This is a genomic window from Aeropyrum camini SY1 = JCM 12091 (assembly GCF_000591035.1).
Taxonomy (GTDB): domain Archaea; phylum Thermoproteota; class Thermoprotei_A; order Sulfolobales; family Acidilobaceae; genus Aeropyrum; species Aeropyrum camini.
This window is the reverse complement of the sequence record NC_022521.1, coordinates 166215-188672: the sequence shown is the minus strand read 5'-3', so window position 1 is coordinate 188672 and position 22458 is coordinate 166215. Positions and strand designations below refer to the sequence as shown.

Here is a 22458-nt window from a genome sequence, read left to right as displayed (position 1 = left end):
GGAAGGTTTGTATGGGGGAATGCTGACTGTTGCTCACACTCCTGACTCCGACGACGCTTTTATGTTCTACGGGATAGCGGTGGGGGCTATAGAGATCGAGGGGTTCCGTGGTGTGAAGCATATTATTGAGGATATAGAGACGCTTAACAGGTGGCTTGTAGAGGAGGGTAGGAATGTTGACGCCAGTGCTGTCAGCGCCCACGCCTACGCGTACCTAATTAACAGGTACTTCCTTCTGAGGACCGGAGCGAGCATGGGAGAGGGTTACGGCCCGGTGGTTGTCGCCCGGAAGGACGGGTTGAGGCTTGAGGGATCGCGCATAGCTCTACCCGGCAGGTACACCACCGCGGGCCTCCTGCTGACTATAGCGTTGAAAGGCAAGTTCACCCCAGTATATGCAAGGTTCGATGAGATTCCCGGGCTTGTTGAGGAGGGAAAAGTCGATGCAGGCCTCCTCATTCACGAGGAGCAGATAGCGTACTCCAGGAGAGGGTTAACTGTCGTCCTCGACCTTTGGGACTGGTGGGCCCGCGCAACCGGCGGGCTGCCTATGCCTCTAGGGGTAGACGTGTTCAGCAAAAGGCTTGGCCGTAGCGCTGCCGCCAAGTTTAGGGACGCACTGAGGAGGAGCATTGAATACGCCTACCAGCATTTCGATGAGGCTCTGGAATACTCGATGCGCTATAGCAGGGTCAAAGATCGGGAGCTGGTAGCCCGGTTCATCAGGATGTACGTTAACGAGAGAACCCTGGATATGGGGGAGGATGGTGTTGAAGCCCACCGGACACTGTACAAACTAGCCAGGGAGGCGGGGGTTCTAAAGGTGTCTGTCCAGTTGGGGGACGAGGACATAGTATGAGGCCTCTTGAGACGCCAGCTCCCTCAAGGCCTCAGCTATAAACCCACCACGCACCCTAATAATATAGTTGGAGACTTGAGGGGGCGGTGTAGAGGCTTGATCCCGAAGTACGGTCCCTTAAGCGAATCAGTCAGGCTTTACGAGGTCGGGTTCAACGAGATTGTCGACTTCTTCTACAGGCTCGCAGAGGCTGGAGACAGGCTTAGAGAGGAGGGTGTGTGGCTTGCGTACGGGCCGGAGAGGCTTCCCGAGGTCCTAGAGAGGCCTGTCAACGGTACTCTAGCGGTGAAACTAGGCTTCCCCGTCTACCAGAAGGGCGGTGTTGTGATGGATGTGACGAACGTTGAGCAGGCAGGTATAGCTGAGGATGCTGGCGCGGTGGCTGTTATGGTTCTTGACAAGCTACCCTACGACGTCAGGAAGGCTGGCGGCGTCGCTAGAATGGCTGATGTTAAGGTTATAGAGCAGGTGATGGCGAGCATAACAATCCCGGTCATGGCGAAGGTCAGGATAGGCCATTACTATGAGGCCATGATACTCGAGTCTATAGGGGTTGACATGATAGACGAGAGCGAGGTCCTCACGCCTGTGGATGAGAAGCACCATATAAACAAGTGGCTCTTCAAAGTCCCATTCGTCAATGGAGCTAGAAGCCTTGCAGAGGCTCTGAGGAGGATAGCCGAGGGCGCTTCCATGATAAGAACTAAGGGCGAGGCTGGCACCGGCAACGTAGCAGAGGCCGTGAGGCACATGAAACTTATAATGGGCGAGATATGGAGGCTCCGGGGGTTGCCGGCTGAAGAGAGGCTGAGGGTGGCGAGGGAGTACGGTGTACCGCACCAGCTCGTTGACCTGACTGCAAGGCTGGGCAGACTGCCTGTAGTAAACTTCGCGGCCGGAGGCATAGCCACGCCCGCTGACGCCGCCCTCATGATGTGGCTCGGCGCAGACGGGGTATTCGTGGGGAGCGGCATATTCAAGAGCTCAGACCCTAGTGAGAGGGCCGCTGCTATAGTGCTAGCCACCAGCATGTGGGACGATCCAGAGGCCGTCGCCGAGGCTCAGAGGATGGTTAGCGAGGCTAAGAGCATGATGGGCATTGACATACGCAAGCTAAGCCCGGAAGAGCTCCTCCAGGTCAGGGGTGCTGAGGCTTGAAGGTAGGGGTGCTAGGCTACCAGGGCGGTGTTTACGAGCACGTCTACATGCTCCGGAGGTCCTTCGACCGTCTAGGCGTCCACGGCGAGGCCGTGGTGGTCAAGAAGCCGGAGGACCTCAAAGGGCTGGACGGCATAATCATACCGGGTGGAGAAAGCACAACCATAGGTATATTGGCGAAGAGGCTAGGAGTCCTAGAGCCTCTCAGGGAGCTCATCCTAAACGGCCTCCCCGCAATGGGCACCTGCGCTGGCGCCATAATACTAGCGGGGAAGGTTAGGGACAGGGTTGTCGGAGAGAAGAGCCAGCCTCTACTCGGCGTCATGAGGATAGAGGTTGTCAGAAACTTCTTCGGAAGGCAGCGGGAGAGTTTCGAAGCAGACTTAGAGATAGACGGCTTACAAGGCCGCTTCCGCGGGGTTTTCATAAGGAGCCCCGCCATAATGGGGGCGGAGAGCCCAGCCAGGATAATAAGCTGGCTAACCTACAACGGCCAAAATGTAGGGGTTGCCGCTGTCCAGGGCCCCCTGCTCGCAACAAGCTTCCACCCAGAGCTTACTGGAGATACGAGGCTACACGAATTATGGCTAAGACTCATAAAGAGGTAAAGACCCTCTAAGCTAAGCCGCTACAACCCCTCTCAATCCCTAGATAAGGCACCGCACGCACCTTCTAGAACAATTGTTGAGTCAGCTAGAATAGCCGCCTATTCCTCCCTACAACACCATGGCTTGCGGTAGCATAAACTCTTAGCGCCAATCCATAAATCCAGTGATTCGAACTTTAGGGCCCCCGTCTCTCTAACCCGGTGTTCATCACAGCCAGCACTCACTGTGGGCGGGCTCGGCAGCGCCGAACAGCCTCACCCGGGGGCCCATTTTCAATAGGTAGAGGCTTGTGCTCTTATTCAAGGGCTCTTTTTGAGTGAAAGTCAGCTGCGTTAGGGGGTGTCCGAATGGGATTTTCCACTGCCTAGCGAATATATCTCCTATAAGGCTTGAAGAGGGCTTAGTGTGGTGTGGGTGGTTCTATGGAGGCTAAGGTGCCTGGCCCCGGTTCCCAGCACGGCATTTATATCTACAGTCCCGGGGAAGGAGGGTGGAAGATTCATAGGGTCGACGGAGGTGCTTTAGATCCTAAGGAGCTAGGCGACGGCGTTGTTGTGGTTTACTTCGACAACGCCCTCTGCCCCGCCTGTAGGCTGCAGGACCGCTACTGGCTTGAGGTGGTGAACAAGTATTCAGGCGACGGTAGGGTCAGATTCGTTGTCGTCCTCTGCGACTGGTTCTCTCAGAACTGTAGCTCGAAGGCGGCTGCTGAGAGCTTCAACCATCATAGGATAGGTGCTAGCCCCACTATAGCCGTGTTCGCTGTCAAAAACGGGGAAGTCGTGTACAAGGAGTATCTTGAGGGTGTTAGGCCGGCGAACATTATAGCCCTCTATATAGACAGGGCCCTCAAAGCCTATACAGGCTAGGGGGAGCTGGGGCGCGCTGTATCACGCTGCAAACACCCTCTTCACAAGCCTCTTAAGAGGCTCTAAAGCCTCAGGCCTGTTTTCTGAAACCCCACGGGCCAGACAGTCTCTGCAGAAACGCCTCACCGGATCATACTGCACTAGACAGTCAACACAGCCAAGCCTTCCGCAGCCAGAGCAGTAGGACACGGCCAACCCTCTTCCGCATATAGCGCAGATTGACCTTCGGCACGCAACGCATAACCCATCCTCGCCTAAATGATTTTCACAGGCTGGCCTCCCGCATAGACGACAGAAGGAGGCCGATCTAGACTGGCAAAAATAACATGTTACAAAACCCATAAAAGCCTCACCTCAGCCGCTTACAGTTTTCCACCGATCGAGACTCGAAGGCTCGGGACCTTTCATCATATCTCTCCTCTGCGAAGTAGCGTCTCGTAGATCCTCCATATCCTTTCATCAGTCACCAAGCCTGTGTAGAAGCCCTCCTCTTCAAGCTTCTCTCTAACCTTCTCGGGGAAGCTTTCGGGGTCTAGTTTTGCAAAGCTAGCTAACTCCTTTATAGCCTCCGCTATGTCGCTGTTGCTGGGATACCTCCTCTTCCTCCTACCCCCCCTAACTTTCTCTAATTCTCTCTCGACCTCGCTCTTAGCGAGCTCCAGATCTTCTAAGACATCCTCCGGTACCTCATCCTCCGCCAATGAACCGTCAACCCCGTGAAGCCGGTCTCCCACTCTCTAAAGTCATAATTAGACGTGGTATTAACTATGAAACTTCCCACCGTGGCTAGCCACGGCTTGGTAACACACTGTGATACCTCTGGATCTCTAAAGCCCGTCGAGATACGGTTGTACCGTAGAAATAGTTATCAATCCGCTAGGATTAAGGGAATAATGGGGATGGAGAGGCGATAGCGGTATGCTGCTGAAGAACGAGCAGAGGGTTAAGGTGGATGTGGATAACTCGAAGGTTCTAGTGTCTGGTAGGAGGTACGAGGCCAGCCACACCCTACTGGTGGGTACCAGCGGGCTCAGCGCTGAGATCGAGCCCGGCAGCGTGAGGGTCAGTGCCTACTTCTCTCAACACCCCGAGGTAGAGTATGTAAACGAGGACCTGGTGAAAGTGTACAGCGCTGGATCACGGTATGAGGTTGACACACTGGGGGAGAAGGTTGCTAGATTGGAGAGCAGCAGCAACAGGGTAGAGCTGCAGGGAGATCTAATATCGATAAAGTTCGAGGTAGACTCGGAGATAGTGACTTTGAAGCTGCCGAAGGGTGGTAGGCTAAAGTCGGCTAAGCTAAGGATACGGGCAGAAGGGGATGTAAGCCTCAATGTCATAACATTCCCGTTTACCATGGGAATACTGACAGCGAAGAAGAGTAAGGCGACAATAGCCGTGAAGGGAGATGTGATAGAGCTCGTTGTAGAGCCCCTGGAGCAAAAGCAGCCCAAGTAACCCCTGCGGCGCCTACCCCCAGGCCTATTCTCCTCCTACTATGCCGTAGGCTTATATCCCAGGATCCCCCCTAGAGGCTGTTATGCACCAGACGCGGTAACTTCTATCTCGACCTCGTGTCGGAATACAGGGTAAATACGTGGCTGTCTTCCCTAGGAGTCTTCTAGGCCGAATATAATCGATGGTGGAGTCTCTGTGGGGAAGAGCGTTCCTTGGAGGATGGCCAGCCCGATCCTCTATAGGGAGCTGGTAGTATTGTCGAGGAGGGCGCTGGAGATCGACGGTGAGATAGCACGGCTGGGCGATGGCGAGGAGGATGTGATAGACTATATTGTGCTCAGCGCGGCGAGGAGGATAATTGCTAGTGATATTGCGGAGGTGTTGGAATACTTGTCTAGTGTTGAAGAGGTCGAGGAGCTTAGGGCTGAAGCTGCAGCTGCCAGCGAGCCCGCCAGCGTCGCCTAAAACGCCCTTTTATAAGCTTTATCATGTAACGCTTGATACACCGTTGTCCCACAAGGCTTATTAACTTTAAATTAATATAGAGGTTGCACCCTATATATTATTCGGTGGCCTGGCATGAGCCAGCTGGTAAAGAAGTATGAGGCGGAGGAGGAGGTAATTCAGAGGGTTAGAAGGAAAATTTTAGAGGAGTTCGAGAAAATGAAAGTGGTTATTGAGGATGCGGAGATCAGCGTCTATACCGCTCTTGTTGATGACGATGTAGTCAGGCTTGTTCTCATAGCTCTCGACGAGGCTAAGCAGCCACTCTCCTGGCGTGACCTGAAGAAGATATTCTCCGGCATAGTCGGGGAGGACAGGCTTAGGAAGATACTTAGCAGCCTCAAGGCGAAAAATATTATTGCAGAGCTGACGCATACGAGATATTCTCTCCCCCAGTATGTTCCTGTAGAGGAGATACCCAAGATCAAGAACCCGGGGATCATACCGGTTATCGAGAGAATACACGGCAAGAGGCTTGAGAGCTACGAGGAGATACAGTAACATCCTAACTGACCAAACCCTCTTTTCCCTCCGACACCTATTCTAACCTTTTATAATGGCGGCGATGAGATCCGCTGGGTAGACAGAGCCTCCCGCAACGAGGGGGCTGTGACTTTTTCACGGACCAACTGAGCCGCCGCCCCTGTGGAGGTAAATACTGGGGTATACCGGTTTGTAGTCTAAGTTAAGCTCTCTAGCTCCATATTCCCAGGCTTGGGTGGCGGCCGGTTGGATCTCTACATTGTGGTAGCGAGCTACAGTATGGAGGGGGGAGGCTCTTGCCCACAGGGTGCGAGAGCTGCTGAGGCCTGGAGAAGTGTTGTCTCGGGCGCTGCTGAGAGTGTTGGTGCAGAGCTCTCCAAGGCCTATCTCAACGTTTGCGGCCCAGGGCATCTCTCACTATTGGCCGCCTTTGCTGAGGCTGAGGGTATAGGCCGTTTTAGGCTTGAGCTGGCTAGGTGGAGGTGTGTGAGAGAGGCTGTCTGGTGGCCGGCATACTATAAGGAGTCGCCTTATGCTAAGAGTAAGACTACCGAGGAGGTTGTTCAGGCCCTTAGGGATAGTTCCTTCCGTTTTCTGGTAGCCTACCCGATGAAGAAGAACCCTTCATGGTACTTGGAGCCCGAGCAGGTGAGGCGTAGGGCTATGGGGGAACACATTAGAATAGCTCTTGAGAAGACGCGTGAGAACCCTGTTCTCTCGGTCACCACTTATGCCTTCGGTATTGCAGACTACGAGTTCCTGGTCATCTACGAGGTTGACAGTATACCTGCGTGGATAGAGACCGTCGAAGCCCTGAGGGGAGCAGAGGCTAGGAGGTGGGTTGTTAGGGAGGAGCCAGTGATACTCGGGCGCAGGCTGTAAGCGTGTAGTGCCGAGGACCTAGGGTTGGGACGCTTGGGGTGAGGACCTTGGCTAGGTGCCAGGGTAGGGTTGTTATCATTGGAGGAGGTCCTGGGGACCCAGAGCTAATCACCGTGAAGGGTCTGAGGGCTCTCGAAACAGCAGACGCTATACTCTACGATAGGCTTGCTCCCAAAGGCCTCCTGGAAAACTTGGAGACCCGAGCGCTCAAGATCTATGTGGGCAAAAGGCCTGGCGAGGGGCTGCCTCAGGAGGAGATAAACAGGATTATGGAGAACCTCGCATGCAGGGGCATGACTGTTGCTAGGCTGAAGGGAGGAGACCCTTACACCTATGGGAGGGGCGAGGAGGAGTGTATGTACCTTATCGAGAGGGGTGTGGAGTGCATAGTTATACCCGGCGTGCCGAGCTATGTAGCGGCTTCCGCTCTCCACGGAGTACCTCTAACCAGCAGGGGCGTCTCCTCCTCCTTCGCCGTAGTGCCGGGCAAGGAGGCCCCAGGAAAGCCTGACGGCAGGAGGGTTAAGCTAGAGGAGATAGCGAAGTCTGTGGATACTTTGGTTATCCTTATGGGGGCGTCGGCGTCGGCCGAAATAGCGGAACGGTTACTAAAGGTTCTTCCGCCAGAGACGCCAGTGGCTATAGCATCAAATGTATCAACGCCTGAGGCCGAGACAGTGGTAACGAGCCTGGAAGGCCTGAGAGAACTCGGTATAAATGGTATGGTGAAGAGCCCTGCGGTTATAATAGTTGGAGAGGTGGTTAGACTGAGGGACAAGCTTTACCGGGAGGCGTAGAACACTCTATGACGGGGCGGGGATGGAGAGGGGTGCGAGCGCGGAGCCAGACGCTATGAAGATAGCATAAACTTCTGACCCCCACATAACACTGTCAAGCTAAACTCACTATATCCACACCATTGACTGGGGTGTCTATTGATGGAAGGCTTTGCCGAGTGGATTAGAAAGCTTAGAAAGCTGTCCCGCGAGTCGGGCTCGGAGGCATGTTGGGGCTACGACGCTTGCCCCGCGGGTGAGGGGATTATCGCCTCTATAGACGGGTACTCTATGGATTCCAGCAGGCTTCCCTGGATGAGTCTTAGCGACTGGGGCTGGAAGTCAGTGGTGGCCGCCGCTTCAGACATAGCAGCCTCTGGAGGCACGACCTTTCACGTAATGTATAGTATTGGTATTGATAGTGTCGATAAAGCCCTGGAGATTGCTCGGGGTGTCAGGGAGGCTGCTGAATGGATTGGAGCCGGTGTCGGGAAGTCAGACTTCAACACCTCGAGTTACGCCTGGATAGACGTTGCTGTGCTGGGACGGTCTAACAGACCATTGGGTAGGTTCGGGGCTGGGCCTGGCATGGCTGTAGTGCAGGTTGGGGCGTCTGGCTACGGCCTGCTCTCCGACGCTGTTCTAAACGGCCGCCTACAGCCTGGGGATCTTCCGGAGCCTGTAGGAGAATATACCAGGAGGCCGAAGCCCCCCATAGCCATGGGTGCCAAGCTGTCTTCTTGCGGTGTCGAAGCGGCCGTGGACAATAGTGACGGGCTGGGTGCTTCCCTCCATATTCTAGGTGTTGAGAGTGGCGTGTCGATTATTTTAGATGATGTCCTTGTCGACAGGCGCGTCATGGAGATGTTGGGTGAGTTGGGCCTGGATAAATGGGCTGTTCTGGAGAGCTGGGAAGACTATAATATAGTGGCTGTCGGGGGTGAGGAGGCCGCGGAATGTGTGCTTCGTTGGTGTAGGATCCTCGGCATCCCATGCGCAAGGGTTGGCCGCACATCACGGGGTAGGGCTGGCAGGGTTTTGATAGATGGTGGTAGGAGAGAGTTCAGGGTTTCAGGCTGGACATGGCTCTAACATTAATACACCATTGATGAGTCAAGCTAATAATCGAGACAATATTCTAAATATTAGAATAGGGTGGAGGGGCTGGCACAGCATTCCAAGTTTTTACGGAGAAGGCTGCTCGAGATTGACCTCCTTAAACCTGTGTCGGTGGAAAAGAGCGCCTCTATAGGGGAGTTAAGGAGGGTATTACGGGAGACTGGGTCGAGGATACTTGTGGTGGCGAATGATGAGGGAAGGCTAGAGGGCGTGATCTATAGGTCCTCGGTCATCCTCGTGACCAGCAGGAAGAGCGAGGCGAAGGCTCAGGATATTATGGATGAGCCTCCGGTTGTCCTAAAACCCCACGATCTCCTGGAGGAGGCGGTATTCTCTATGTTAAAGTATGATGAGTGGTATTCTCCGGTAGTCAACGATGCCTACAGGATTCTTGGCCTCTTGGGTCTTGAAATCCCCATTAGGCTCTTACTGGATGCCGGCTTTTACCAAGGCTATACTGTGAGAGACGTTATGACCAGGGACGTGGATTATGTGCTTGATGGAGACAGCCTGACGCGCGTTTGGGAGATAATGGTGGAGAAGAGATATGCTGGTGTCCCAGTGGTAGATAAGCAGATGGTCCTCAAGGGTATAGTGACGCAGTACGACTTGATTAAGAAGGGTTACACAAGGCTGGGGCTTGAAAGCGAGACGCCGCCTCATAGGGTGAGGGTGGAGAGTGTTATGACACGCTCCGTCATTTACGCTGCCGAGACTGATCCCTTGGAGGATGTGGCCAGGATAATGCTGGAACAGGGGATTGGAAGGGTTCCCGTCGTCAAGTCCCGGGACTCCAGGATTCTTACGGGGATTGTAGATAGGGAGGATTTAGTGAGGCTTTACTTTAAGAGCCGGGGAAGAGCGTGATAATAATGGGATGCACGTTTCCTCTTTGGAGGTGGCAGACGAATGAGTAAGAGGGGAGGTGGAGGTCCCAGGAGGCCCGCGAGGCCCCCAATAAAGTATATCGCCTCGACGCCCAAGCAGACCCGCATTGTCACCAGGTCCCGGCCAGAGGGGGTTAGATGGCTGAGGGCAGACGGTACTCCAAACTGGAGCCAGCGGGTTAGGCGGCTGCCAGGCGACGCTAAGGAGCTTGCCTCCAGGCCCGCGGTGGGTATACACAAGTCCGCTCCCATACTTTCGGCGGCTGAGAAGATAGCCTCCCACAGGGTTAGGGGTCTCGTGGTGATTAAAGGGGGTGAGGATGGTGTTCTAGAGGGCATATTGCTTGCCACAGACCTTGTAAACTATCTTGGGGGCGGCGACTACTATCAGATTGTTGAAAACAGGCATAGGGACAGTATCTACAGCGCCCTTAGGAAGGAGGTTGTAGCAACTATTATGAACAGACACCCTATAACGGTTTATGTTACTGACGATCTTGACACTATACTTAGGATAATGGTTGGGGAGGGAGTGGGCTTTCTCCCTGTTCTATACGATGATGGTACTCTCCACGGCGTCATAACGGAGAGAAACATTTTGGGGAGGATAGCCGACATGCCCTACGACAAGAAGGTTGGAGACTACATGACCTCCACTATAGTAGGTGTAGATCCCGAGGCGCCTCTAAAGGAGGCGATGAAGTCTATGGTGGCACACGGCTTCAGGAGGCTCCCTGTCATCTCGTCCTCCACGGGAGAGATTAAGGGGGTCATTACAGCGAAAGACATTGTTGCCTATTTCGGCCGTCACGAGGCGTTTAAAAACGCTCAGAGCGGAAGGCTGAGCGAAGCCATATCGATCCCGGTATACATGGTAATGTCGCCGGAGGTTTACACTATAGATGAGAAGGCCAGCGTGGCTGACGCGGCCAGGAGAATGCTAGAGCTGGGTGTTGACAGCCTCATAGTTGTTGATGGCGGGGAGGCTAGGGGGATAATAACGGAGCGGGACGTTCTTGTAGCATCTATCGTTGAGGGTGAGGGCTAGTGGCCTCGAGGGTCGTCTCCTATATGACCAGGGAGGTGTACACTGTAACGCCAGATAACACAGTCGCCCACGCTAGAAAGCTCATGCTCACACACGATATTAGCAGGCTCCCTGTTGTCGAGGGCACTATGCTCAAGGGTATTATAACTATAACTGACATAGCAGACGCTCTCGTCAGGAAGTATCCAAACAGGCCTGCCAACTCTATCCTAGTGAGCGAGATTATGACTAGGGATGTGGTGACTATAGAGGGTACTAAGAGTGTTAAGACAGCCGCTTCCCTCATGCTGAAGCACAATATAGGCGGTCTTCCCGTTGTGGCGCCTGATGGAACGTTGGAAGGTATTATAACCAGGACTGACCTGACGAGATACTTTTCAGAGAAGATGAAGGGTGTAAGCCTGGTTAAAGAGTATATGCGTGAGGTCTACGCAAAGGCCCGGAAGGAGCACAGTATCTTCTACGTTTTAAGGCTTATGGAGATAGACGCAACTGGAAAGGTTCTAATACTAGACGGTGACAGGCTTGTGGGAGTTATAACTAAGAGGGATATAGCATTCCTAGCAACGCCGATATCAATGCATGGGACGCCGAAATATGTTAAGATAAAGAAGCCCCTAGTCTACAAGGACAGGATAGGCTCTACAAGAATCTATCTAGTCCCCCTAGCGAAGGATGTTATGACTCCAAATCCGATAACAGTGGAGCCCGAGGAGGACCTGGCTAGGGCTGCAGAGGTGATGGTTAGGGAGGGGATAGGTGTTCTCCCAGTGGTGAACGGCGAGAAGGTTCTAGGCGTGGTGACGAAGATCGAGGTCCTCCAGGCTATAGTTTCCTCACGGCGGGTGAGGAGGAGGCTATAAAAGCCTTCTCCGTAAGGGCCGCAACTCCATCTTGTAACCCGGCTTCCCGAGTTCTACTCTATGTTATATCCCTAGCTAAATAGCCCTAGAAAGCCATTCTCATAGTGGGGAGGGGTAAGCTATTGTCTACTCAAGGGGGCGGCAAACCTTCTAAGGGATTCCGTGTTAGCCGGAGCGAGTACAAGGCTATCGCTGAGAGGATGAAGACCATACAGGAGCAGCAGATGAAGATCGTTAGAAATATGCGTAGGATCAGGTACAAAATAGCTGTTATAAGCACTAAGGGCGGAGTCGGGAAGAGCTTCGTAACAGCAAGCCTAGCCGCGGCCCTGGCCGCCGAGGGCCGCAGGGTTGGGGTTTTCGACGCTGATATCAGCGGCCCTAGCGTCCACAAGATGCTCGGTCTAAATACTGGTATGGGCATGCCCTCTCAGCTTGACGGTACTGTCAAGCCTGTAGAGGTCCCCCCGGGTATAAAGGTAGCGAGCATAGGGCTACTCCTGCCTATGGACGAGGTGCCTCTAATATGGAGGGGAGCAATAAAGACTAGCGCCATCAGAGAGCTTCTCGCATACGTCGATTGGGGCGAGCTCGACTATCTACTCATAGACCTTCCTCCGGGGACGGGCGATGAGGTCCTCACTATAACCCAGATAATACCAAACATAACTGGCTTCCTGGTAGTGACGATACCTAGTGAGATAGCGAAATCAGTCGTCAAGAAGGCTGTTAGCTTCGCCAAGAGAATAGAGGCCCCGGTCATAGGGATAGTGGAGAACATGAGCTACTTTAGATGCAGCGACGGCTCTATACACTACATCTTCGGCCGCGGGGCGGCCGAGGAGATAGCATCACAGTACGGCATAGAGTTGCTCGGAAAAATACCAATTGATCCAGCAATAAGAGAGGCCAACGACAGGGGCAAGATCTTCTTCCTAGAGAACCCGAAGAGCGAGGCGTCAAAGGAGTTCCTCAAGATCGCACGGAGGATAATAGAGATCGTTGAAAAACTAGGTCCCAAGCCGCCTGCGTGGGGCCCGCAGATGGAATAGAAGGTGGTGCATCCACACGCGGGGTACGATGCCAAAGCATGAATAATTAATGATAAATAATTAATGATAATGTAGAGGTAGAGTGCTCCTACAATCCTCCTAAACAGCATTGTTTAAAAGCGATATGCTGAAGGAAAGAACCAGCACTGAGAAACCTCTGAGACTGCTGAAAGTGTGTATAAGGTGTTATGCGACTAGTGGATGCTTCATAGCTTAGACTGCTCCAAGCTTCGTTGCGACGTCCAAGGCCTTATACTCAGGCGCCAGCTTGACATACGCCTTCTTCTCCCCACGCGGTGTTATGAGAGTTCTGACTTTCACAACTTTCACCCCGAAGAGCTGCTCCACGGCCCTTTTTATATCGCTTTTCGTCGCTTCTCTCCTCACTATAAATGTCAACGTATTCTCCTCCTCGAGCATCCTCGTAGTCTTCTCCGTCACATATACTCTCACTATAACCTCCTCGGGCTTCACGGCATAGTCACCTCGAACCTCTCCGACAAGAGCTTAAGCGCCCCCGTCGTGTATACAGTGAGCCTCCCAGGGTGGCCTCCAGGGGCTAGCTGGAGTACGCTCAGTAGTGAGGGTGTCGTTACATCCACGCCTGGAAGCCCTTTTACGGCGAGAGCTAGGGGTGCTCTAGAATCCTCTACTACGAATAGAATGCTCTTCGGGACCTTATACCTTCTCCCCCTCATCTTACCCTTCCCAGCATTGTATCTTCTCCCCTCCTTGGCGCGGATTATGTCCTCATAGACGCCGACGGACTCTAGCAGGGCTCTCGCCTCTCGGGCTGTTGATACTGAGGAGAGAACGCTCGAGTCCAGCACTATAGGCAGTGTTTCGGCGCTGAACCTGTGGCCGCGATCCCTAACTAGGTCCTCCTTGGATGTTGCCGATATAGCGCTTATAGTAGCGAGCCTCTTCTCCTTCCTGTTTATTTCCTCCTTGAGAACTTTCTCCACCCGGGGCGGGTGAGCCGCTCTGCCGCCTCTGGCCATATTTACTAGAGCGGCTCTTAGACTACCCTTTATTCTGGGTACACGGGCAACGCCTCTGCCTACTCCCAGGCTCACAGCGCTGGTCCTCTTACCAGCCATAGGATCCCTGCCCTTAGGCTGGAGCCTCGCTGTGAACTCGCTTAGGAAGGCCCTGCGTATGAGGTCCTTGCGGACGGGGAAGTAGAATATCTTGGGTAGGACTACGGAGTCCTTCTCACCTCCCCTCTCGTCGTAGACAGGAACTATCTTCTCCTGCCCCGTGTAGAGCGCCATATAGGTGTACATAACCCTTCACCCCCACGGTCTAGCCCTAGGCCTAGACGCCTTGCTTGCTAAGCAGGCTTATGTAGGTTATCTCCGGCTTCCTCACGCCAAGCTTCAGGTACCACTCTGGAGGCCTTATAGGCCATCTCATCACGATAGGCCTCTTGGGCGTACCGGGTATGCTTCCAGCGAGCATTGCAAAAGTGCTTCTAACGACCCCATACCTGAGGAACCCTCCGGCCGGAGTTACCTTGTAACCATCATCGTCAATCATAAGTATACGCTTGTTATACTCCGTTCTCCTGTGGAAGCCTGTTTGCCCCGCCTGGGGTGTCTCCCAGAACGTGCTCCTGCCGTGGCTCCTAGCCCCTATTCTCCTGCTACCTTTCCTGTGCTTGTGCCACCTCGGAAGCTCTTTCACACCCCACCTCTTGATAACCCCTTGGAACCCTTTGCCTTTGGTAACGGCTATAACGTCAACAAGCTGTCCCTCTTGGAAGACGTCCCGCAGTTTTACTAGGTTGCCGAGGATGTCTCTGGCATAATCAAACAGCTGGTTAACGTCCCTCACCCCGCCGAGCTTCACTTCCAACAGATCCGGCTTCTTCTTGCTCAACCCTCCAGCAAGCTTCGGCTGGCTGGCCGCTATTATTCTAACGTCCACGGCCTTTTCCAGCTTCTCCTCCAGGCTCTTCAGCATCTTATCAGTGTCGAAGGAGCCCAGGGTTGAGATCCTCCTGTGGAGCTCTAGCTCGGGCGGAGGCTGAGCCCACGCCTCCCCCAGGCTGTAGCGGCCCCTGTTAGGATCGTACCCGTAGAGCCTCACCGCGACAACATACATGGGAGGAGTCTCCACGATAGTCACTGGGACGAATATCTCTTTTCCGCTGGTCGGCCTCCCCGGCCTGTCATCCACCATAAACACATGGGTCATGCCAGCCCTGTACCCAAGGAATGCGAGAGGCACAGGCTTCCCTATGTCAACATCAGGCCAGCTCCTAACCCTGGGTACTAGCCTTGACGCCCTCTTTCTGGGCGAGAAGCCCAGGCTACCTCTTCTTGGCGCCCTCTTCTTCCTAGCTCCCACTTTAGAGCACCCTGGCTAGCCTCCCGCTAGAAAGGGAGTCTCACGTCCAAGCCTATTATAGTAAATATCGCATCCCCAAACCAGACCTCCGGGGCATATTATCACAGGAGGTAGTGACGCGAGAAAACCTGGTCCACTCGCCAGTCACGTCCACATTTTTGTAGCCCAAGCGGGGGAGAGTGTGGCTTCAGTGGAGAGTCGGAGTGCTTTCACATGGATTCAAGGACGTTTACAGCTTCCAGCGTGGCGTGGAGAGCTTCCTCGGTCCTAACGGTTTCTGTGCCTTGGTGGGGTATGACGTTGACAACGCCGTCGTACAGGCTGGGGCTCGTATACTCGAGGACCCCCCTGTATGGGCCTCCAAAAACTATCAGGGCTTTCGAGGAGACAGCTTTTCCCAGCACCTTCCAAGACATGGGCGGGCACACACCGTTCTTATCGGTGGCTATAACTCTGTAACCCCGCATCCTGAAGCTGGTTACCACCTCATCAAGCCTCTTGAACCGAGTTACGGAGAACCCCGAGTATATCTCCCCCCAAGAGGCTCTCTCCAGCACCGCTTCCCCTCTTTTTACACCGGCGATCCTGACCGTCACTATATTTCCAGGCCTCGCTCTTCCTCTGAGAACGCCGTAGCCTATGCTGCCTAGAAACACTCTACACGTGTCTCCGCTGCACGACTCTACGTATCCATCAATTATAGAGCCCTCCACGGGCTCTGCAGGTACAGTGTGACTTGGTATTTTGAGGGGAGGCATTAGAGATGCGTACTTGAGCTCCCTTTTCAGAGGGACTACCCTCTTCTTGAGGTGCGGAGGTGTAGCCTGGTAGGAGAGGAGGAATTTGAGGAGTCTTGATAGCCTCGGAGAAGAGTCTGGATCCTCGTACACAACTATCTCATCCACACGATATACCGCGGCTACTCTACCTACATAACCCGCCTTCAGGGTCTTCAAGAGAAGCGTCGGCTCAACCCTCAATATGCTTGAAGGGATAGCTACGGCCAGCGGACTTGGCCTCCTCTTTGGCGGCCACTGGAAACATTCGCCGAGGCCTCCCATCTCCTAGCACCAGGTCCAAACGGTCCCTCAACCCCTGAGCACTATAGTAGCGTAGAATAGACTTTGGAGCATTATTTTTCCTAGGGATTACAAGAATTATCAGCCCGTGACTGGGCGTTTAAAACTATCTCCCGGGTCTAAAAAGCTTCTACCCGGGCTTTCCTACCTCTTGCCCTTTTTACCCTTCCTCTCCTGCTGCTCCCTCTGCTCCTCCCCACGTTTGGATGTATCTATGAATAGTGTAGTCCTCTGCCTACCACCCATACCTCTCCACCAACATTCTCTCAACTGAGTCTCAAACCCTATATAACAGCTGGAGCTCCGGCCCGGTTTAAACCCCGCAGAGGCTAAAGCATAGTCCTTGGTGCTGGGGGATGGCGTTCCTATATAGGGAGCCTCTGGAGAGGCCGGGCTCCAGGCTGAGAGAGCTGATAGAGAAGCGGGATATTATAGTTGCGCCAGGCGTCTACAATCCTGCCGTCGCTCTCCTGGCCGAGAGGATGGGTTTCGAGGCTCTATACCTCTCGGGGGCAGCTATCACAGGGAGCCTGGCCATGCCCGACCTCGGCCTTATAACCCTGAGCGAGCTAGCCAAGTTCACACAGTATATAACCCGGGTTGTGAGGGTGCCAGTGATAGTAGACGCTGACACGGGCTTCGGGGAGGCTATTAACGTTGAGAGGACTGTTAGGGAGCTGGAGAGAGCTGGCGCAGCGGCCATACAGATAGAGGACCAGGTTATGCCTAAGAAGTGCGGCCACCTCCATGGGAAGGCTCTGGTGAGCCCGGAGGATATGGTGAAGAAGATAATTGCTGCAGTCGGAGCCAAGAGGGATGCTCTGATAATTGCTAGAACGGACGCCAGGGGTGTTGAGGGTTTTGAGAGCGCTGTCGAGAGGGCTCAGCTGTACATTGAGGCGGGGGCTGACATAATATTTCCCGAGGCTTTAACAAGCCTGGAGGAGTTCAGGGAGTTCGCTAGAAGGGTTAAAGCCCCCCTACTGGCTAACATGACCGAGTATGGCAAGACACCCTATATAACCGTAGACCAGTTCAGGGAGGCTGGATACAAAATTGTAATATTCCCAGTAACCACATTCAGGGCTTCGCTGAAAGCGTCCGAGAAAGTTCTCAGGGAGATAATTGAAAGTGGCACACAGAGGAACATACTGGACCAGCTATACACCAGAGCCGAGTTCTACGACCTAATCGGCTACCACGAGTACGAGGCCAGAGACGCTGAGATAAGCAGGAAGGCTGAGGAGGTGATTCGTGGGAGACAGAGCCACGCGAAAGGCTAGAGACGCCTTCAAACCCACACCAACCACAAGCTCCAGACGCCAATGCAGAAACCCCCCGACTTTCACCCCAATACACCCACACTTTCCACGACCCCCACCCGCGGCCGCCGAGGACCTCAGCCCTATAGGGGATCCATTGGCGGCCGACATAGTGGAGATGGTTGAGGATCTAACGGGCAAGCTTACAGCCTTGGCATGGGCCCTCTTCCTCCTATCCTGGAGTATAGGCTGGACACTGAGAGGCAGCCCTATACCCTCCTCGAAGGTGAAGAGGGTGGGGAACAGTCTTATCGAGGACTCCATGTGGGCTGCCCTCTGGCTGGCCCTTGGGACTACAGTGTTCGCCGTCATAGTAAAGCTCGCGGGGATAGTAAGCGAGGTCCTCATAGGCGGGGGTTAGTAGTTGTGGAGGCCGGGGAGTTCCAGCTCCTCGCGTTCAAGCTAGCCATGCTGGGATTCTACCTGGGAACCCTACTTTACGCCGCACCATTACCAGTCGCCTCTATCAAGAGGTGGGCGTCGGTTCTGATTGAAGACTCCCTCACGGCGGCTCTCTTAGCCCTCACTGCTGCGGCTCTCTTAGCCGTCTCCAGCTACATTCAACTACTAATAGGGGGCTCTTGGCCGCAGCTCGACGCCTGGCTCCTCGACGCCGCTGTCTTCGCCGCCTTCCTAAAAGCCCTCTCCAGCATAGTGACGAGCCTCCCGGACCCTCTGGAGGCTCTAAAACCCGTAGCCTCGGCTGCAGCGTCGGTTATGGACGAGCTTTCGTGGGGTATAACACTTCTCGTCGCCACGGTGCTTGGGGTCAAGTACCTGCTTGGATACAGCGAGATCCTCCTAGGCGTTGGCGTCCTCCTCTACGCTATACCCTTCAGGCTGGCTAAGCCAGCCGGGGCATGGCTAATAGCCTTTGTTATAGTGTTTAACGCTGCGCTACCCGCCCTCCCGCTCTTCGTAGAAACCCTCGGCGACGCCCCTACATCCGGGGATGTTGAGGGCGTGTGGACAGGCAAGGCGACCCTAACAAGTAGCAGCGGGGTTGTGGAGGCTGGCCTGCTTAGGGTTTACAGTGGAGGAGAGGAGGTGGCTAGCTACATAATCGAGGGCGGAGTGGCCTACAGCTCCCTTGTAAAAATCCCTAGGATCCAGACCCCCTTGAGCGAGGTCTCCTTCACTTTTGAATACATGGGAGTTTCCTTTAGGCCTGACCCGCCTCTGGTGGATATGTCAAGAGTCGAGGGCAGCCTGGAGCTGAGAGTGCCGCACATAGCGTTTATGATAGGGGATGGTGTCATGGTCTACGGCAGCGAACCCCCGGCGGGGGTGAGCAGGGGGGAGAGCGGCTTTGAGGCCCGCTGGGAAGGCCTCGGGCCAAGTGACTACGTGGAGATAGCCTGGCTGGAGGGCTGTGAGCCGGAGTATAGAGTTGGTGAGGGGAAGGCTGGGGGCAAGGGTGTTTGGAGGTGGGAGGGGTTGACGGGCGGGTACGTGGATGTAGAGCCGGGTAGAAATGGTAGCATAGTAGTCGAGGTAGAGGGGAGCGGTTGCAACGTGAGTGTTAGCCTGGACAAGGCGGCTAGGGACTATTCCGAGACCCTGGTCAGCCTGCTAGACTATATTACTATGGATGTTTTGAAGATGATCATAGTCTACTATATAACACTCCCTGGTATGTACCTCTCGATACTACTAGTAGCCACAGCAGGCGTGGCTAGGCTGCTGGGAGGAGGTGCTAGGCTTAGGCTGAAGATATTGTAGGCGTTGTTGGAGGCTGAGGCCCAATGCCAGGCGTCCTTGATCTACTCACGATTATTCTCATGGTGGCGGCGGCGGGCATACTATATAGGAAAACCCTCTCCAGCAAGGCGGCTCTCCTCTCAAGAAGGGCTGGCGTGCTTCTCAAGGTCGAGGGGGAGGAGGCCCCTAGAAAACCTGTAGTGCTTGTGGCAAGGGATAACCCTGGGAGCGTTGAAGGCTTGGGGGATAGGCTCTTCTCACTGGCCATGCGCACACCCGTCCCCATCTCGATATTCTACAGCTACATACCGGTGGAGAAGTCCAGGGTTGTGGAGGCTATCGAAGACGAGATTAAGAAGGTTGAGTTCAAATACTCAACAACCCGTTTAGGCAGATACAAGGCCTCTCTGGCACTACTGGAGTCGCTCTATAGGGAGGCTGTCTCCGCAGGAACACCGAGGCTGGGCAGGCTTGGAGCGATAGTCTGGCTTGAGGAGGGCGCGGGCGAAGACAAGGTTAGGCTGTTTAAGTCTATGATCGAGGCTGAGGTCGGGGTTAAATTCGACGTTGTTAACGGGGCCTGGACCCCGGCGTCACTGCTGGAGGCTGAACCACGGCATCTAAACCCTCGGTTCAAGCCCGAAGGCAGGCTGCCTCTCGGAGGCGAGATTCTTCTGGGTATCTCTGTGGAGAATGGAGGAGCAGTATCTCTGCGATGGCCTAGGGATATAGAGTCGCACATGCTGGTGGTGGGGCCTACAGGTAGGGGGAAGACCGTTCTCCTGGCCGGGCTTGCCGCCCAGTTGGCCCTCCTCTCCGAGGCTAGGGGCGATCCTGTGGGTGTGGTTGTGGTGGACCCTAAGGGAGACCTCGCTTCCCTACTCGAGCCTCTTGCAGCTGTCTATCTGGAGCCCAGGGACGCCCAACAGCTCCCCGTGCCCGGGGCTACCATACCTCCGCTCTCCCCCCTAACAATCTACAACCTCGGGCTTTTGGAGACAAGTGAGAGGAGCCGGGCTGCCCAGGCTGTAGCCTCCTCCCTCGTCGAGTACTCCCTCTCCACGGGGGGTAGGGGTAGAATAGTCCTTGTAGTAGATGAGGCCTGGCGCCTCTCCCCATCCAAAGGAGTTTTTGAGGGAATAGCCCGGGAGGGGAGGAGCAGGGGTCTCTACGGCGTGTTTGCAACCCAGTCTCCTGGCGACCTGCCTGAGGCTATCGAACATAACGCGGGGGTTGTAGCAGCCTTCGGCGGAAAGGCTCAGGGTTATCTCGAATCAGCCGGGAAGCTCGGCCTAGAGGGGTGGGGGAAGCTGGGGGTCCTGGGCGTCGGCGAGGCTATGGTGAGGATGCCCGGCGGCAGGCTGTACACTGTCAGGATACCCCCTTTCAATGAATACCTTAAAAAGGCCCGGAGCACCAATGGGGTTCAAGGGTAGGGTGTTAGAGGTATGGGTAAGAGGCTGAGGCAGCAGAGGGCTGGCCGCGGGACGCCGACATACAGGAGCAGGGGTCACATACACCCGGGCCCGGCGAAGTATCCTCCGCTATCAGGGGAGACGTTCAAGGGTAAGGTTGTAGAGCTTATACACGACCCCGGCCGCTACGTGCCTCTGGCCAGGGTTGTGAGGGAGGACGGCGTCGAATTCTTCATGCCCGCCGCCGAGGGGATGTACGTAGGCCAGATAATAGAAATAGGGCCGGCCGCGAAGCCTGAGGCGGGGAACGTACTCCCCCTAGGCAAGATACCCGAGGGTACGGAGGTGTTCAATGTTGAGCTTAGACCAGGGGATGGGGGCAAGCTTGCGAGGCAGGCGGGCAGCTATGCCCTCGTCGTCGGCAGAGCGGGCTCCAAGACCATTCTAAGGCTGCCCAGCGGTAAGGACAAGGAAGTGCCTAACGACTCCAGAGCGACGATAGGAATACCAGCAGGTGCTGGAAGGATCGAGAAGCCTATAATGAAAGCGGGGTTTGCATACCATAAGTGGAAGGTAAAAGCGAGGAAGTGGCCCAGGGTTAGGGGTGTGGCTATGAACGCTGTGGACCACCCCTTCGGAGGCGGCAGACACCAGCACAAGGGGAGGCCGTCTACAGTCGCCAGGACTGCCCCGCCCGGCAGGAAGGTTGGCCACATAGCAGCAAGGAGGACTGGAAGGAGAAAGAGGTAGGGGCTACAGGCCTTTGGCCACGCCACCGTAGCCCCTCTCAACATACATCCCTAAGCCATACACCCCTCCTCCGCAGCCCCTACGGGTTACCAGAATTTGTAAGGGAGAGGAGCGGTGGGCAGGGGCGCTGTTATCAGGGAGAAGTACGAATCCACCTGCAGCGGCTACGACGAGCTCTATAGGGCTGAGCAGTATGAGAAGTATTTTGTCGCCCTGAAGAGGGTCAGGCCCCGGGGTAAGGTGCTTGATGCGGGCTGCGGGACAGGCCTCCTCCTCGAGTATATCGCCTCCCAGGGCGCATTGGAGGCGGTAGACTCTTACACATGCCTAGACTATAGCCAGTGTATGCTGGGTATAGCGAGATACAGGATTGGGGTTCTCTGTGGCCAGGACCGCTGCACGGCCCTTGAGGGGAATGTTGAGAGGCTACCGTTCGCGGACCGGGTGTTCGACGCTGTCTACAGCTTCACCGTCCTCGACCTGGTTGACGATCTTTGGAGTGCTGTGAACGAGCTTATCAGAGTCTCGCGTGGGCCCGTTGTTGTTAGCATGCTAAAGAAGCTTCCATACAAGGAGGAGCTCCTCGAGGCCGGGGCCCAGATTTTAGGTGTTACGGGAAAGGATGTTATCATGAGGGTAGACATGTTAAGAGGTGTATAGAGGGTTGAAGAAGCGGGTGTTCAAGATTGATCTCGATGAAGATGCTGCGGAGCGCCTTGGGAGGCTAGCCGAGAAGCTGGGTGTTGAGATTGATGAACTCCTCAGTACTGTGGCGGACGTGACCTCTAGCTATTGGAGCGACATAGCCGAGTGGTCCGGTGTACTGCGGGTTAGGCGGCGGAACAAGCATGTTTCTGTGTTCGAGGAGCTGTACTACTATGGAATCTCCCTGTGGAGGGATCTCGTGAGCCCCGTTCTGGAGAGGCTCAACGCCAAGGGGAGGTTCGAGCTTGAGGGAATAGACTTTGACCCGGAGGAGGGGCAGCTTGAGGTCGAGATGGTAGCGCTTGAGGGAAGCGATCTCAAGGCCGACAGGCTTGTGGTCATATGGAGCCCTAAGGGTGTCTACATGGAGGCCTACTACTACCTTGACGAGGAGGAGGAGCCGCCAAGGCCCTCGAGACAGTTGGACTTTGAATGGAGCTACCTGCCCGACGAGCATGCAATAGTTATAAGCCACTCGGCTGAAACACTAAGCGGGCTACCCCCGGTGTTTAGGGTTGATAGGGAGGCCGAGCTCCTCAGGAGCCTCTAAACCCTTAAAAACCGGAGG

At 54.8% G+C, this 22458-nt stretch carries 27 protein-coding genes; 21 read left to right on the top strand and 6 right to left on the bottom strand.

What is annotated here, in order from left to right:
• Nucleotides 1–7: 7 nt before the first annotated feature.
• The 4 genes from ACAM_RS00950 to ACAM_RS00935 all read left to right on the top strand — a co-directional run bounded on the left by ACAM_RS00950 (nucleotide 8) and on the right by ACAM_RS00935 (nucleotide 3494).
• A complete protein-coding gene (locus ACAM_RS00950; protein WP_022540938.1) occupies nucleotides 8–859 on the top strand; it encodes an MqnA/MqnD/SBP family protein in 852 nt (283 codons plus the stop codon).
• A gap of 96 nt (nucleotides 860–955) precedes the next feature.
• Nucleotides 956–2017: a pyridoxal 5'-phosphate synthase lyase subunit PdxS gene (gene pdxS / locus ACAM_RS00945; protein ID WP_022540937.1), complete on the top strand. Its 1062-nt coding sequence runs from the start codon at nucleotides 956–958 to the stop codon at nucleotides 2015–2017.
• Entirely contained in the window at nucleotides 2014–2625 is a 612-nt protein-coding gene (gene pdxT / locus ACAM_RS00940) for a pyridoxal 5'-phosphate synthase glutaminase subunit PdxT (protein WP_022540936.1), read from the top strand. The genes pdxS and pdxT overlap by 4 nt, the downstream gene beginning before the upstream one ends.
• Nucleotides 2626–3047: 422 nt before the next feature.
• Nucleotides 3048–3494 (top strand): TlpA family protein disulfide reductase, encoded by a 447-nt coding sequence (locus ACAM_RS00935; protein ID WP_022540935.1) that lies wholly within the window; start codon nucleotides 3048–3050, stop codon nucleotides 3492–3494.
• A gap of 21 nt (nucleotides 3495–3515) precedes the next feature.
• Here the strand turns inward: ACAM_RS00935 and ACAM_RS08430 are convergent, their stop codons facing one another.
• Nucleotides 3516–3689 (bottom strand): hypothetical protein, encoded by a 174-nt coding sequence (locus tag ACAM_RS08430; protein WP_232502300.1) that lies wholly within the window; start codon nucleotides 3687–3689, stop codon nucleotides 3516–3518.
• 212 nt (nucleotides 3690–3901) lie between these two features.
• Nucleotides 3902–4195: a hypothetical protein gene (locus tag ACAM_RS00925; protein WP_022540934.1), complete on the bottom strand. Its 294-nt coding sequence runs from the start codon at nucleotides 4193–4195 to the stop codon at nucleotides 3902–3904.
• 217 nt (nucleotides 4196–4412) lie between these two features.
• Here ACAM_RS00925 and ACAM_RS00920 point away from each other — a divergent pair, with 217 nt between their 5' ends.
• The 10 genes from ACAM_RS00920 to ACAM_RS00875 all read left to right on the top strand — a co-directional run bounded on the left by ACAM_RS00920 (nucleotide 4413) and on the right by ACAM_RS00875 (nucleotide 12566).
• The gene (locus tag ACAM_RS00920; protein WP_022540933.1) at nucleotides 4413–4952 is read left to right on the top strand and encodes a hypothetical protein; all 540 of its coding nucleotides are present in this window, start codon (nucleotides 4413–4415) and stop codon (nucleotides 4950–4952) included.
• Between the two features lie 195 nt (nucleotides 4953–5147).
• The gene (locus ACAM_RS00915; protein ID WP_022540932.1) at nucleotides 5148–5417 is read left to right on the top strand and encodes a hypothetical protein; all 270 of its coding nucleotides are present in this window, start codon (nucleotides 5148–5150) and stop codon (nucleotides 5415–5417) included.
• A 114-nt stretch (nucleotides 5418–5531) separates the two neighbouring features.
• Nucleotides 5532–5957, top strand: a complete 426-nt coding sequence (locus tag ACAM_RS00910; RefSeq protein WP_022540931.1) for a hypothetical protein — start codon at nucleotides 5532–5534, stop codon at nucleotides 5955–5957.
• Nucleotides 5958–6185: 228 nt separating this feature from the next.
• Entirely contained in the window at nucleotides 6186–6821 is a 636-nt protein-coding gene (locus ACAM_RS00905) for a chlorite dismutase family protein (protein ID WP_022540930.1), read from the top strand.
• Nucleotides 6822–6868: 47 nt separating this feature from the next.
• A complete protein-coding gene (gene cobA, locus ACAM_RS00900; protein ID WP_022540929.1) occupies nucleotides 6869–7618 on the top strand; it encodes a uroporphyrinogen-III C-methyltransferase in 750 nt (249 codons plus the stop codon).
• Nucleotides 7619–7759: 141 nt separating this feature from the next.
• Nucleotides 7760–8689 (top strand): thiamine-phosphate kinase, encoded by a 930-nt coding sequence (locus ACAM_RS00895; RefSeq protein ID WP_062662004.1) that lies wholly within the window; start codon nucleotides 7760–7762, stop codon nucleotides 8687–8689.
• 63 nt (nucleotides 8690–8752) lie between these two features.
• Nucleotides 8753–9583 (top strand): CBS domain-containing protein, encoded by an 831-nt coding sequence (locus ACAM_RS00890; RefSeq protein WP_022540927.1) that lies wholly within the window; start codon nucleotides 8753–8755, stop codon nucleotides 9581–9583.
• 42 nt (nucleotides 9584–9625) lie between these two features.
• A complete protein-coding gene (locus tag ACAM_RS00885) occupies nucleotides 9626–10651 on the top strand; it encodes a CBS domain-containing protein (protein ID WP_022540926.1) in 1026 nt (341 codons plus the stop codon).
• Nucleotides 10651–11514, top strand: coding sequence for a CBS domain-containing protein (locus tag ACAM_RS00880; protein WP_022540925.1), 864 nt, complete (start codon nucleotides 10651–10653; stop codon nucleotides 11512–11514). The genes ACAM_RS00885 and ACAM_RS00880 overlap by 1 nt, the downstream gene beginning before the upstream one ends.
• Before the next feature lie 122 nt (nucleotides 11515–11636).
• Nucleotides 11637–12566: an Mrp/NBP35 family ATP-binding protein gene (locus ACAM_RS00875; RefSeq protein WP_148706315.1), complete on the top strand. Its 930-nt coding sequence runs from the start codon at nucleotides 11637–11639 to the stop codon at nucleotides 12564–12566.
• 213 nt (nucleotides 12567–12779) lie between these two features.
• Here ACAM_RS00875 and ACAM_RS00870 read toward each other — a convergent pair whose 3' ends face one another.
• From ACAM_RS00870 to ACAM_RS00855, 4 genes are all read right to left on the bottom strand, one after another.
• Entirely contained in the window at nucleotides 12780–13040 is a 261-nt protein-coding gene (locus tag ACAM_RS00870; RefSeq protein WP_022540923.1) for a 50S ribosomal protein L23, read from the bottom strand.
• Nucleotides 13037–13852 carry a 50S ribosomal protein L4 gene (gene rpl4p, locus ACAM_RS00865; RefSeq protein WP_022540922.1) on the bottom strand — a complete coding sequence of 272 codons (816 nt, stop codon included), beginning with the start codon at nucleotides 13850–13852 and terminating at the stop codon, nucleotides 13037–13039. Before rpl4p ends, ACAM_RS00870 begins: the two co-directional genes overlap by 4 nt.
• 31 nt (nucleotides 13853–13883) lie before the next feature.
• Complete coding sequence (rpl3p, locus tag ACAM_RS00860; RefSeq protein WP_022540921.1) at nucleotides 13884–14918, bottom strand: 50S ribosomal protein L3; 1035 nt, start codon at nucleotides 14916–14918, stop codon at nucleotides 13884–13886.
• 209 nt (nucleotides 14919–15127) lie between these two features.
• Entirely contained in the window at nucleotides 15128–15979 is an 852-nt protein-coding gene (locus tag ACAM_RS00855) for a putative RNA uridine N3 methyltransferase (RefSeq protein ID WP_022540920.1), read from the bottom strand.
• A gap of 374 nt (nucleotides 15980–16353) precedes the next feature.
• On the opposite strand from ACAM_RS00855, the gene prpB reads away from it, so the two are divergent.
• From prpB to ACAM_RS00820, 7 genes are all read left to right on the top strand, one after another.
• Nucleotides 16354–17280 (top strand): methylisocitrate lyase, encoded by a 927-nt coding sequence (gene prpB, locus ACAM_RS00850; protein ID WP_022540919.1) that lies wholly within the window; start codon nucleotides 16354–16356, stop codon nucleotides 17278–17280.
• Nucleotides 17281–17437: 157 nt separating this feature from the next.
• Complete coding sequence (gene cedA1, locus ACAM_RS00845; RefSeq protein WP_062662074.1) at nucleotides 17438–17680, top strand: DNA import protein CedA1; 243 nt, start codon at nucleotides 17438–17440, stop codon at nucleotides 17678–17680.
• Between the two features lie 5 nt (nucleotides 17681–17685).
• Entirely contained in the window at nucleotides 17686–19041 is a 1356-nt protein-coding gene (locus ACAM_RS00840; RefSeq protein WP_022540917.1) for a hypothetical protein, read from the top strand.
• 23 nt (nucleotides 19042–19064) lie between these two features.
• A complete protein-coding gene (locus ACAM_RS00835) occupies nucleotides 19065–20456 on the top strand; it encodes a helicase HerA domain-containing protein (RefSeq protein WP_022540916.1) in 1392 nt (463 codons plus the stop codon).
• Nucleotides 20457–20468: 12 nt separating this feature from the next.
• Nucleotides 20469–21185 carry a 50S ribosomal protein L2 gene (locus ACAM_RS00830; RefSeq protein WP_022540915.1) on the top strand — a complete coding sequence of 239 codons (717 nt, stop codon included), beginning with the start codon at nucleotides 20469–20471 and terminating at the stop codon, nucleotides 21183–21185.
• A 114-nt stretch (nucleotides 21186–21299) separates the two neighbouring features.
• Nucleotides 21300–21845: a class I SAM-dependent methyltransferase gene (locus ACAM_RS00825; RefSeq protein WP_022540914.1), complete on the top strand. Its 546-nt coding sequence runs from the start codon at nucleotides 21300–21302 to the stop codon at nucleotides 21843–21845.
• Nucleotides 21846–21849: 4 nt separating this feature from the next.
• Entirely contained in the window at nucleotides 21850–22440 is a 591-nt protein-coding gene (locus ACAM_RS00820) for a hypothetical protein (protein ID WP_022540913.1), read from the top strand.
• The last annotated feature ends 18 nt before the right edge of the window (nucleotides 22441–22458 follow it).